This is a genomic window from Pseudoalteromonas sp. McH1-7, from assembly GCF_013366255.1.
Classification (GTDB): Bacteria; Pseudomonadota; Gammaproteobacteria; order Enterobacterales; family Alteromonadaceae; genus Pseudoalteromonas; species Pseudoalteromonas peptidolytica.
In genome coordinates, this window is the sequence record NZ_JABWPQ010000034.1 from 1 (window position 1) to 10937 (window position 10937).

At 41.6% G+C, this 10937-nt stretch carries 13 protein-coding genes and 1 rRNA gene; 13 read left to right on the top strand and 1 reads right to left on the bottom strand.

All coding sequences use genetic code 11. The annotated features are described in order from the left end of the window. Positions 1-152: 152 nt before the first annotated feature. From rrf to HUZ36_RS19690, 6 genes are all read left to right on the top strand, one after another. Positions 153-266 (top strand): 5S ribosomal RNA (gene rrf, locus HUZ36_RS19665). A gap of 820 nt (positions 267-1086) precedes the next feature. Continuing rightward, positions 1087-1701: a transcriptional repressor LexA gene (gene lexA / locus HUZ36_RS19670; protein WP_125253753.1), complete on the top strand. Its 615-nt coding sequence runs from the start codon at positions 1087-1089 to the stop codon at positions 1699-1701. A gap of 349 nt (positions 1702-2050) precedes the next feature. After that, the gene (gene coxB / locus HUZ36_RS19675; protein ID WP_128731679.1) at positions 2051-3193 is read left to right on the top strand and encodes a cytochrome c oxidase subunit II; all 1143 of its coding nucleotides are present in this window, start codon (positions 2051-2053) and stop codon (positions 3191-3193) included. Continuing rightward, positions 3193-4767, top strand: coding sequence for a cytochrome c oxidase subunit I (gene ctaD, locus HUZ36_RS19680; protein ID WP_176033768.1), 1575 nt, complete (start codon positions 3193-3195; stop codon positions 4765-4767). The genes coxB and ctaD overlap by 1 nt, the downstream gene beginning before the upstream one ends. After that, positions 4767-5333 carry a cytochrome c oxidase assembly protein gene (locus HUZ36_RS19685; protein WP_147390703.1) on the top strand — a complete coding sequence of 189 codons (567 nt, stop codon included), beginning with the start codon at positions 4767-4769 and terminating at the stop codon, positions 5331-5333. The genes ctaD and HUZ36_RS19685 overlap by 1 nt, the downstream gene beginning before the upstream one ends. A gap of 1 nt (position 5334) precedes the next feature. After that, on the top strand, positions 5335-6210 hold the full coding sequence (locus HUZ36_RS19690) for a cytochrome c oxidase subunit 3 (protein WP_125253749.1): 876 nt from the start codon (positions 5335-5337) through the stop codon (positions 6208-6210). On the opposite strand, the gene HUZ36_RS19695 is transcribed toward HUZ36_RS19690, so the two are convergent. After that, positions 6110-6412, bottom strand: coding sequence for a DUF2909 family protein (locus tag HUZ36_RS19695; RefSeq protein ID WP_125253748.1), 303 nt, complete (start codon positions 6410-6412; stop codon positions 6110-6112). The genes HUZ36_RS19690 and HUZ36_RS19695 overlap by 101 nt on opposite strands. An 11-nt stretch (positions 6413-6423) precedes the next feature. Here HUZ36_RS19695 and HUZ36_RS19700 point away from each other — a divergent pair, with 11 nt between their 5' ends. From HUZ36_RS19700 to HUZ36_RS19730, 7 genes are all read left to right on the top strand, one after another. Further along, the gene (locus HUZ36_RS19700; protein WP_176033769.1) at positions 6424-7152 is read left to right on the top strand and encodes an SURF1 family protein; all 729 of its coding nucleotides are present in this window, start codon (positions 6424-6426) and stop codon (positions 7150-7152) included. Beyond that, positions 7145-7636, top strand: a complete 492-nt coding sequence (locus HUZ36_RS19705; RefSeq protein WP_125253746.1) for a transmembrane cytochrome oxidase associated protein — start codon at positions 7145-7147, stop codon at positions 7634-7636. Before HUZ36_RS19700 ends, HUZ36_RS19705 begins: the two co-directional genes overlap by 8 nt. 10 nt (positions 7637-7646) lie before the next feature. Continuing rightward, positions 7647-8654 carry a COX15/CtaA family protein gene (locus HUZ36_RS19710; protein ID WP_125253745.1) on the top strand — a complete coding sequence of 336 codons (1008 nt, stop codon included), beginning with the start codon at positions 7647-7649 and terminating at the stop codon, positions 8652-8654. Next, entirely contained in the window at positions 8638-9537 is a 900-nt protein-coding gene (gene cyoE / locus HUZ36_RS19715; protein WP_125253744.1) for a heme o synthase, read from the top strand. The genes HUZ36_RS19710 and cyoE overlap by 17 nt, the downstream gene beginning before the upstream one ends. Continuing rightward, on the top strand, positions 9534-10127 hold the full coding sequence (locus HUZ36_RS19720) for an SCO family protein (protein ID WP_128731675.1): 594 nt from the start codon (positions 9534-9536) through the stop codon (positions 10125-10127). The genes cyoE and HUZ36_RS19720 overlap by 4 nt, the downstream gene beginning before the upstream one ends. Positions 10128-10280: 153 nt before the next feature. After that, complete coding sequence (locus HUZ36_RS19725) at positions 10281-10553, top strand: STAS domain-containing protein (RefSeq protein WP_176033770.1); 273 nt, start codon at positions 10281-10283, stop codon at positions 10551-10553. A 9-nt stretch (positions 10554-10562) separates the two neighbouring features. Then, positions 10563-10925, top strand: a complete 363-nt coding sequence (locus HUZ36_RS19730) for a response regulator (RefSeq protein WP_099643757.1) — start codon at positions 10563-10565, stop codon at positions 10923-10925. Positions 10926-10937 lie beyond the last annotated feature (12 nt).

Here is a 10937-nt window from a genome sequence, read left to right on the forward strand (position 1 = left end):
AAGCTAACTCGTACTAATTACCCGTGAGGCTTAACCATACAACGCCAAAGTGGTTTAGCGACAGAAGTTAATAGACTGAAGTAGACAAAAGAATTTAATAGCTTTTTCCAGATTTATATTAATGAAGGATACTTCATTAATGAACAGAATTTCCTGATGACCATAGCGTTTTGGAACCACCTGACCCCATGCCGAACTCAGAAGTGAAACAAAACAGCGTCGATGATAGTGTGGGCTTCCCATGTGAAAGTAGAACATCGTCAGGGCCTTATTAGAGAAACCCGTTGCAGCAATGCGACGGGTTTTTTGCATTTGTAGTAAAGTACTTCCATGTAGTATTTCCCCTTCGCGTATCCATGCGCTCACTTCCTCGAACTGGAAGCGTTACTTCGGTTTCTTGTCACCCAAACTCAGAAGTGAAACAAAACAGCCGAAGGCGAGCCCCGCGAAGGGTCGGCCCCGGTCAATGATAGTGTGGGCTTCCCATGTGAAAGTAGAACATCCTACTTCGTAGCGAGCCAGGGCCTTATTAGAGAAACCCGTTGCAGCAATGCGACGGGTTTTTTGCTATGTGGGATTTGAAAAGAAAATCTCACAAGATAATCAACACCTCGAAAAGCAATCAACACATTACAAAGCAATCAACACCTCGCGAGGTAAACTCGCTCCCACCACAACATCAACATAGTGCTGCACTGGTAGGAGGCGGTTTACCCGCCGAGCTGTTAGGTCTATCAAACAAAAAGAATAAAACATCCTACTTTGTAACATCATGAGGTAAACTCGCTCCCACCACAATATCAATAAAGTGCTGCACTGGTAGGAGGCGGTTTACCCGCCGAGGGTTTGAGAAAACTCCTTACTCAGTTTTGACGTTGCTCTACTTAAAACTTCTCTCTTCGACTTATCTATCAGCTTATAATTTACTTTCCTTAAGGAAAGTAAATTTAACTCTTTCTCTTTATTGGATTTTTTACATACCTTACTAAGGCTGTAAACTTAATTTATAAGAATAAACAAACATTGCGATTTTTTCTCAGCTGTATATACTTACAGTAAATATAATACTGTATGGAATACCAGTTGATGCGACCTTTAACTAAACGACAAGAGCAAGTCTTTGAACTGATTAAAGTATTCATTAAGGATACTGGCATGCCCCCGACTAGAGCTGAAATCGCTGATGCGTTAGGCTTTAAAAGTGCAAATGCAGCAGAGGAGCACCTTAAAGCACTTGCCAAGAAGGGGGTTATAGAAATGGTTCCTGGAGCTAGTCGAGGTATTAGGTTGGTTGAGGATGAACCAGAACAGTTAGGGTTGCCAATCATCGGCAGGGTAGCTGCTGGAGAACCCATTCTTGCAGAACAACACGTTGAAAGTCATTTCAATGTAGATGCTAGCTTCTTTAAGCCTCATGCGGACTATTTACTTAGGGTTAGTGGTATGAGCATGAAGAACATTGGGATCATGGATGGGGATTTGCTTGCTGTGCATAAGACTCAGGTAGCTGATAATGGTCAAGTAATAGTGGCGCGTGTAGAGGAAGACGTGACAGTTAAGCGCCTAGAGAAAAAAGGCAAAAAGATTTTACTTCATGCAGAAAATGAAGAGTTTCAAGCTATTGAGGTTGATCTTGAACATCAGAACTTTTCTATTGAAGGGCTTGCAGTGGGTGTCATCAGAAACGCCGACTGGATGTAACTTAAGTTGAGCGTAGCACTAATTAAATGGTGTTACGCTCTAGATAAACGCCTTTTTTATTGCTTATCTAAAGTATTGCTAATATTGCCCTCGGCTGGGGTCAAATATAGCTACTCTTAGGTTAGTTTACTACTTTGATAATTCTACATAATACTTTGCCTTCTTACATTTATTAGTTCATAGCTATAAAAACACTTCTAACTGGCATCTTTTCCTAAAATCTTGCGTTTTGTAAATTTCTTGACTATTTGGTTAAGAGTCGTGCAGTAAGTCTATGTACCAATAGACAATATGACAGTCATCCGATAATAACAAAAGGGGCTAAGCGCTGCCTTGAAGGAGACGTCAAATGAAAATTTGTCGATTAGTTGTAGCATTTGTCACCGTGCTAATCGTCATGCCATCACTTGCGAATAGTGATTACAATATGAGGCAGGGCGTAACAGACATTAGCCATCAAGTATATGAGCTCCACATGACTATTTTCCTTATATGTTGTGTGATAGGAGTTATAGTGTTTGGAGTGATGTTCTGGGCATTACTCAAGCACCGTAAATCAACAGGGGCTGTCGCAGCTCAATTTCACGAAAGTACTAAAGTTGAAATTCTTTGGACCACAATCCCCTTTCTGATACTGATAGGAATGGCTATCCCAGCTACGAAAACGCTTATTGCGATGGAAGATACAAGCAAAGCTGATCTAACTATTAAGGTAACAGGTTCACAGTGGAAGTGGCATTACGAGTATATGGGACATGATGTTGAATTTTACTCTTTACTATCTACATCAAGAGATGAAATCAATGATCTGCAAGATAAAAATGACAATTATCTTTTGGAAGTTGATAACCATTTAGTGATCCCAACTGATAGGAAAGTTCGCTTTTTAATGACGTCAGATGACGTTATTCACTCATGGTGGGTACCTGATTTTGCTGTTAAGAAAGACGCTAATCCGGGCTTTATCAATGAAGCATGGACCAAAGTTAATGAGGAAGGAATCTACAGAGGGCAATGCGCAGAGCTCTGTGGAAAAGATCACGGATTTATGCCTGTGGTGGTAGAAGCTGTAAGCCCTGAAAACTTTGAGGTGTGGCTCGATGATGCTAAAGCCGCCAAAGCAAAAGCTGCAGCAGAATCACAGGCGGTGGCAGAGCAAATTTTATCGAAAGAAGAGTTAATGGAGGTCGGCGAACAAACCTACATGGCATATTGTGCTGCTTGTCACCAGCCAACTGGGCTTGGCTTACCTGGCGTCTTCCCCGCTATGAAGGGGAGTGAAGTTGTTATAGGTGATCTTAAACCACACATTGACATCCTTCTGCTTGGTCGTCCTGGTACTGCTATGCAAGCATTTGCAAAGCAATTAACGATTAAACAAATTGCAGGAGTCATCACTTATAAAAGGAATAGCTGGGGTAATGACACAGGAGAGGTGATCCAGCCGAGTCAAATTCAGCAAGAAATTGATGCCTTAGAGGAGGCCAAGTAATGAGTGCTATAGTAGAAGAACATTCAAATCATGGAACTCCTAAAGGCCTAAAACGCTGGCTTTTTACAACCAATCATAAAGATATCGGCACGCTTTACCTATTATTCTCACTGACCATGTTTTTGATTGGTGGTGCAATGGCGATGGTGATACGGGCTGAACTATTTCAGCCAGGATTACAGTTAGTCGATCCGCATTTTTTTAACCAAATGACGACCGTTCACGGCTTGATCATGGTATTTGGTGCAGTGATGCCGGCATTTACGGGGCTTGCCAATTGGATGATCCCGATGATGATCGGAGCTCCAGACATGGCGCTTCCAAGAATGAATAACTGGAGCTTCTGGATCTTACCTTTTGCGTTTGCCATTTTGCTCATGTCTTTGTTTCTAGAAGGAGGGGGGCCTGCTTTTGGATGGACTTTTTACGCACCACTATCTACAACCTACAGTAATGATAATACGGCGTTTTTTGTATTTTCAGTTCATATAATGGGGATAAGCTCAATAATGGGCGCTATTAATGTCATCGTTACTATAGTGAACCTTCGAGCGCCAGGTATGACATGGATGAAGCTACCACTATTTGTATGGACTTGGCTTATAACTGCATTTTTACTAATTGCAGTTATGCCTGTTTTGGCTGGTGCTGTCACCATGGTGTTAACTGATAAGTTCTTCGGTACGAGCTTTTTTGATGCCGCAGGTGGTGGTGATCCTGTTATGTTTCAACACATATTCTGGTTCTTTGGTCACCCTGAAGTATATATTATGATACTACCCGCCTTTGGGATTATCTCCACGATAGTGCCTACCTTTTCTAGAAAGAAACTATTTGGCTATGCTTCAATGGTATACGCCACAGCCTCGATTGCTTTACTTTCTTTTGTTGTGTGGGCTCATCATATGTTCACGACAGGAATGCCGCTAGCAGGTGAGCTTTTCTTTATGTATGCGACAATGTTGATTTCTGTACCTACAGGGGTAAAAGTATTTAATTGGGTCGCGACTATGTGGCGAGGGGCAATCAGCTTTGAAGTACCCATGCTCTTTTCTATCGCTTTTATTGTGCTATTCACGATAGGTGGCTTTTCCGGACTTATGTTAGCGATTACGCCTGCTGATTTTCAATATCACGATACCTACTTTGTCGTTGCACACTTCCATTATGTGCTAGTAACAGGTGCCGTGTTCTCTATTATGGCTGCTGCTTATTATTGGCTGCCGAAATGGACTGGCAACATGTTTGATATCAAACTAGCAAAACTGCACTTTTGGCTATCTCTTGTGAGTGTCAATGTATTGTTTTTTCCCATGCACTTTGTTGGCTTGGCAGGAATGCCTCGACGAATACCTGATTATGCACTTCAGTTCGCTGATTTTAATGCCATTATCAGCATTGGTGGCTTTGCTTTTGGTTTATCACAACTATTATTCGTGGCTGTTGTGTATAAGTGTGCCAAAGGAGGTGAGCAGGTGCCCGGTAAAGTGTGGGATGGAGCTGAAGGCCTTGAGTGGGAAGTACCATCACCTGCGCCATATCATACATTTTCTACTCCACCGGAGGTCAAGTAATGCAACATGGACGCCTCCTTAGAAAGCTTCTACTGCTGACTCTGGGCATGTTTGCTTTTGCTTTTGCATTAGTCCCACTTTACGACGTATTTTGTGATGTAACAGGACTCAATGGAAAACCTTCGATGAAAGTGGCAGAGCAAAGCGAGGCTATTATTGATAGCCGTCAAGTTGAGGTAAGTTTCACAACACATAGCCAGGGTCATGCACCATTTAAGGTTGATGCAGCTCAACACTTTGTCAGTGTGCAACCCGGAAAATTAACAGACGTGAAGTTTATTGCAAAGAATATCAGTGACAGTGATCGGATTTTACAAGCAATTCCCTCTGTATCTCCGGGGAAAGCTGCCAAGTATTTACATAAAATGGCCTGTTTTTGCTTCGACCAACAACCAATGAAGGGTAAAGAAGAGGTTGAGTTTGTATTGAGGTTTTATGTAGATACAGAACTGCCTGATGATGTGGAAGAACTAACGCTTTCATACACGTTATTTGATATTACAGAGCGAGTAAGCCAGACACAAAATGTGCAGTTGGGCCAGTTAGTCGCTCTAAAGGAGTTCTAACATGAACCATGAACAAGAAAAATACTACGTTCCAGAGCAAAGCCCTTGGCCTATTGTTGGCGCTTTTGCGCTCTTTTTTATCGCAGTGGGCTGCGCGCTTACAATCATTCAACTTGACTCCCCGAACAATAGTGGCGCAATCCTGTTACTTGTAGGTATCGCTACGCTGATCTATATGATTTTTGGTTGGTTTAGAAACGTAATTCAAGAATCCCAAGCTGGATTGTATTCAGAGCAAATGGATCGCTCGTTTAAACAAGGGATGGGTTGGTTTATTTTTTCCGAAATAATGTTTTTTGGTGCTTTCTTTGGCGCGCTGTTTTATGCACGCATGATAGCTGTTCCTTGGTTAGGTGGAGCAAGTAATAATGTGAGCACAAACGAAGTGCTATGGCCTCAGTTTGAAGCCGCGTGGCCACTATTAACAACGCCTGATGGAACGGTAACACAAGCCATGGGGTGGCAGGGCTTACCATTGATCAACACCATCATACTGCTCGCCTCTTCAATAACGTTAAGTTTGGCACATGTTGCCCTAGAAAAAGATCAAAGGGCAAAAGTAAAAGCCTTTTTAGGGTTAACGGTACTGCTTGGTATTGGCTTTTTAACTCTACAGGTTGAAGAGTATATTCATGCCTATCAAGAACTTGGTTTAACTCTTCAATCTGGAGTTTATGGCAACACCTTCTTTTTACTAACTGGATTTCATGGAGTTCATGTTACGCTTGGGGCGATAATTTTATTTGTGATATGGGTGAGAGTTCTGAAAGGGCACTTTAGTGCGAAAAATCACTTTGCGTTTCAGGCTGGTGCTTGGTATTGGCACTTTGTTGATGTGGTGTGGCTGTGTTTGTTTGTATTTGTTTATGTGTTGTAGAAATAGGCGACGAATGTAATTTGATTAAATCAAACTGAGCAGCCAGACAAATAATAAGAATCACAGCTATAGAGGCATATACTCGATTTAATAGCTGCTTTGCCATTGACCCTTGTTGCCCTGATTTGAGCATGACGAACATCGCTTTAAATAAACTAAGAAAAATAAATAGCAGAAGTACTACGATAATAATTTTAATCATAAGGAGTGTCCGTGAATTTAGGTGCACTTTTTAAAGGTAGATCAAAAACGCCTATATTGGCAGCGTTAATCGTGATGTTGTTATGTGTAGCTCTTTCATATTGGCAATGGCAACGTGCAGCCAAAAAGCATGCAATAAACCAACATATAGAGAAGCGACAAGACCAAAACCTTGCAAATAGAAATAATCCTGAAAGTAAAGTTCCTATCGAGCAAATTGATGGTGAAGTGCAACTAACTGGGCGCTTTGTTGCTGGCGCGGTATGGTATCTTGATAACCAAGTAGTAAAAGGCCGAGTAGGTTTTGACGTTATATCTGTTTTAGAAGTGAGTAAGACTGGTGAATATGTTGTGGTAAATTTGGGTTTTGTCCCACAGCAAGCAAGTCGAATTCCAACACTTACTTCTCTTTCCGAAACAAAGGTAACTTTCCCTGCATACATTAAAACAAACGTGAGTAAAGGCTTTACGTTGGCTGACTCTGCAGCGGAAAGTCAGCAGGCTCATTCGATAATTCAGTATATTGATCTCGACTACCTATCTAAAGCCTCTAACCGCACTCTATTGCCTATCATTGCATACATGACACATGACGTACTTGGTAGTACTGAGCCACATTACCAACCAGTTGTAATGTCACCACAGAAGCATGAGGCTTATGCTGTTCAGTGGCTGCTGATTGCGTTTTCGGCACTAGTGATCGGATGGAAACTTTCAAAAAAGGAGAGTGGATATGTCTAAGACAGCGATATGGTTTGTCAGTTTGTTCATTATGCCATTACTACTAGCATTCGTTGCACTAAAGTTGGGTTGGCTTCCCAGTAGCACAACTAACCATGGTGAATTTCTACGTCAAGAGGTGAGACAGCCTGCAGTCGTCCAAGATACAGAGTGGAGTATTGTGTATCAGCGTCCAAAGTCATGTAATGAGCAATGCTCTTTGTTGCTTAACAGTCTTCCTAATTTGTATTTGGCACTTGGCAAGCATCAGCAGAAGGTAACTATCGTGGTGTTGCAGAATCAAGGCGAACCTCTTATTGAGCACGCAACTTCATTGCCGCTACAAATCTCCCAACTGCAAGATAACTATATTTACTTGGTAGATAAGACTGGTCTATTTGTTCTTCAGTACGCGCCTATATTAGATCAAAGAAAAACGAGAAGTATACAAAAAGGCTTGCTAAGTGACCTCAAAAAACTATTGAACTACTCTCGCTCAAGCTAGGAGGTTATATATGAATAGAATCAAGCTGGTAATATTTACCTGTTTTGTTACGCTTGCGGTTGTCACTCTTGGTGCTTTCACACGCTTGAGTGACGCAGGTCTTGGCTGCCCTGATTGGCCTGGGTGCTATGGCTTTTTGACTGTGCCCAATGAAGCTCATGAGTTAATCGCTGCAAAAGATCAGTTTCCGCATTTAGAAGTCGAAGCCGACAAAGCTTGGATCGAGATGATCCATCGTTACTTTGCTAGCTTTTTGGGGGCCATTATTCTCCTCCTGGCATGCTTACAATTCTTTAAAAAGCCACAGGTTGAAGGCCCTAATAAACATTACTATTTACTTCTGCTGTTAGTGTTGTTTCAAGGAGCTTTAGGAATGTGGACTGTAACAATGAATTTACAGCCGATAATAGTAATGGGGCATTTACTAGGAGGGTTCAGTATTCTGGCGTTGCTTGTTTTGCTTGCTTTACGACTGAAGCACCGTGACATTATCGCTGATGTCCCAAAACGCCTTGCTCTGATGTGTTATGTAGCGCTTTATATTTTGGTTATTCAAATTGCGCTTGGAGGTTGGCTAGCTGCCAACTATGCTGCGCCTCACTGTACAGGCTTACCGCTTTGTGACAACTTACAATTGTTTTCTTGGCAAAGTCTATTTACCCTGCCTGAGCCTTCAGCCACCTACGAGTTTGGTGTGCTCCCTTTTGAATCAAGGGTGTCTATCCATTTTACTCATAGAGTGTGGGCAATTATAACCGTATTCAGTTTACTTATAGCATGCTGGCCTTTATTAAAGCAGGCACAAAATCAGGTGATCAGAAATTCAGCTTATCTGGTATTAGTGCTGATTACTCTGCAAGTGGCCGTCGGCGCCGCTATCGTTCATTTCCAATTTCCATTGCTACTCACCTTATTTCATAACTTTATGGCAGCCATGGTATTACTAGCTATGGTGAGACTATGCTTTTTTGTGAATTTAGCGCAAAAAGTAGGAGATAAATATGCACCAGTTAACTAATACTTTTGAATATCAAAGAATAACATCGTTGCTAAAGGCCTATTTTGGCATGTGCAAGTTTAAAGTAGTTTGCATGCTGGTGATCACCGCGTGGGTTGGTCTGGCTTTAGCGCCACAAAGCGATAAAACGCTATTGTCTCAAATCATGAGTCTATTGGGAATCGGCTTGCTGTCGAGCAGTGCCGCAGCAATAAATCATGTGGTTGACAGAGAAATAGATAAAAAGATGGTCAGAACGCGTGACCGACCGCTCGCAACAGAGTCAGTCTCTGTTTCTTCAGCCATAATGTTTGCCAGTACTTTGGCTTTATTCGGCTATGTACTACTCTCCATTTTTGCAAACCAGCTGTGTGCTTTGTTAACTCTCGCTGCGTTAGTTGGATATGCCGTTGTGTATACGCTACTTTTGAAGCGAGCAACCCCCCAAAATATTGTGATTGGAGGGTTAGCTGGTGCTATGCCACCGCTGCTTGGGTGGGTTAGCGAGACAGGACAGCTGGGTGCTGAACCATGGTTATTAGTGATGATAATTTTTGCATGGACTCCACCACACTTTTGGGCTTTAGCCATAGCGCGAAAACGTGACTATGAGAAAGCTGAAATACCCATGCTACCTGTGACACACGGTGATGAATTTACCAAGCTTTGTGTATTATTTTACACCATATTACTGACCGTAATTTGCCTATTGCCTTATTTGGTCGGAATGTCGGGGTGGATTTATTTACTGTGCTCTGGGGCAGTTAATGTGGCCTTTATATATAAGGCCGCAAAGCTTATTAAAACGAAGAGTTTAGAGTATGCTATGCGTGTATTTTATTTTTCAATTTGGCATTTGCTAATTGTTTTCGTAGCACTTTTTGTGGATAAAGCATTTATATGAAAAAAATTCTTTTGATCGTTGTAGTGGCGATATTATCTGGTTGTAGCCCTGCGCCTGATGTGTCTGAAAAAGTAGTTTGGTATCCAAAACCAAAAGAAGTGCAGTCGTTTCAACTTCAAGACCAGTATGGTGAAGTGTTATCCAATCAAGACTTTGCAGGCAAGTGGAATTTACTTTTTCTTGGGTATACCAGCTGTCCTGACGTTTGTCCGATGACATTATTGAAACTGACTCATGTGTATCAATCAATGAAAGATAAGAGTAAATTACAAGTATGGTTCGTATCTGTTGATCCTCACAGAGACTCAAAGGAGCGACGACAAGCGTATATTAGGCACTTTGATCCAACCTTCAAAGCGGTCTCTGCAGAGCATTCGATATTGTTTCCTTTTGTCAGAGATCTTGGCTTGATCTATGCGATAAATCAAGAACAGCAAGAAGAATACTATGTTGATCACAGTGCATCAGTCGCACTAATCAATCCAAAGGGACAGCTGGAGGCTATTTTTAAACCCTCTCATGAAGTTGGAACTGTGCCGACGATCGATGAAAAACAGTTATTAAAAGACCTTAATAGCATAATAAACTAGCTCCATATCGCGTAGCCTGTGCCCTACGCGATTTTATTTCCTACCTCTAACGCTTTCATTATTTGCGGATTTTTATTTAATCTTTGTGGCAATTTTACGATCACAGTCTAAGCTAATTTTATTACTCACTTTTACAGGGATAGTCTTCAGCTCATGTTGAAACTTCCACCAGAAATGGCAATTAATCATGTGGAAAGCTTGTACCATCAAATTTTCCAGGACTCTTTGGAAACATCTGACATTTCTATCGACATTAGCGAAGTGCAAAAAGCAGACACTGCTTCTATCCAGTTACTATGCGCTGTGCAAAAGCACCTACATTCAATGGAGCACAAAATTGTTTGGCATGGTGAAAGTGAAGCGCTCGCACAAGCCGTAAATGAGCTCGGATTAACGCACTATTTATTCCATAGTATTGAAAACTAAGAGGTGATTATGAAAAAGATTTTAGCTGTGGATGATTCTGCCTCTATGCGTCAAATGGTTGGCTTTACATTGAAAAAAGCTGGCTTTGATGTGATAGAAGCAAAAGATGGCAGTGAGGCTCTATCTATTGCAAAACAGCAGGGCTTTGATGCTGTGATCTCAGATGTGAATATGCCAGTTATGGATGGCATAACTCTGATCAAAGAACTTCGTAGCCTGCCTAATTATAAGTTTACTCCTTTGTTGATGTTAACTACTGAATCAGGACTGGATAAGAAAACAGAAGGTAAGGCAGCAGGTGCTACCGGATGGATAGTTAAACCTTTTAACCCTGAACAACTGCTAGCTGTACTAAAGAAAGTCATCAGGTAGACATAAAGGGGC

Coding starts and splice junctions, on each gene's coding strand:
- lexA (WP_125253753.1), top strand. CDS start 1,087: ATGCGACCTTTAACTAAACGACAAGAGCAAGTCTTTGAACTGATTAAA.
- coxB (WP_128731679.1), top strand. CDS start 2,051: ATGAAAATTTGTCGATTAGTTGTAGCATTTGTCACCGTGCTAATCGTC.
- ctaD (WP_176033768.1), top strand. CDS start 3,193: ATGAGTGCTATAGTAGAAGAACATTCAAATCATGGAACTCCTAAAGGC.
- HUZ36_RS19685 (WP_147390703.1), top strand. CDS start 4,767: ATGCAACATGGACGCCTCCTTAGAAAGCTTCTACTGCTGACTCTGGGC.
- HUZ36_RS19690 (WP_125253749.1), top strand. CDS start 5,335: ATGAACCATGAACAAGAAAAATACTACGTTCCAGAGCAAAGCCCTTGG.
- HUZ36_RS19695 (WP_125253748.1), bottom strand. CDS start 6,412: ATGATTAAAATTATTATCGTAGTACTTCTGCTATTTATTTTTCTTAGT.
- HUZ36_RS19705 (WP_125253746.1), top strand. CDS start 7,145: ATGTCTAAGACAGCGATATGGTTTGTCAGTTTGTTCATTATGCCATTA.
- HUZ36_RS19710 (WP_125253745.1), top strand. CDS start 7,647: ATGAATAGAATCAAGCTGGTAATATTTACCTGTTTTGTTACGCTTGCG.
- cyoE (WP_125253744.1), top strand. CDS start 8,638: ATGCACCAGTTAACTAATACTTTTGAATATCAAAGAATAACATCGTTG.
- HUZ36_RS19720 (WP_128731675.1), top strand. CDS start 9,534: ATGAAAAAAATTCTTTTGATCGTTGTAGTGGCGATATTATCTGGTTGT.
- HUZ36_RS19725 (WP_176033770.1), top strand. CDS start 10,281: ATGTTGAAACTTCCACCAGAAATGGCAATTAATCATGTGGAAAGCTTG.
- HUZ36_RS19730 (WP_099643757.1), top strand. CDS start 10,563: ATGAAAAAGATTTTAGCTGTGGATGATTCTGCCTCTATGCGTCAAATG.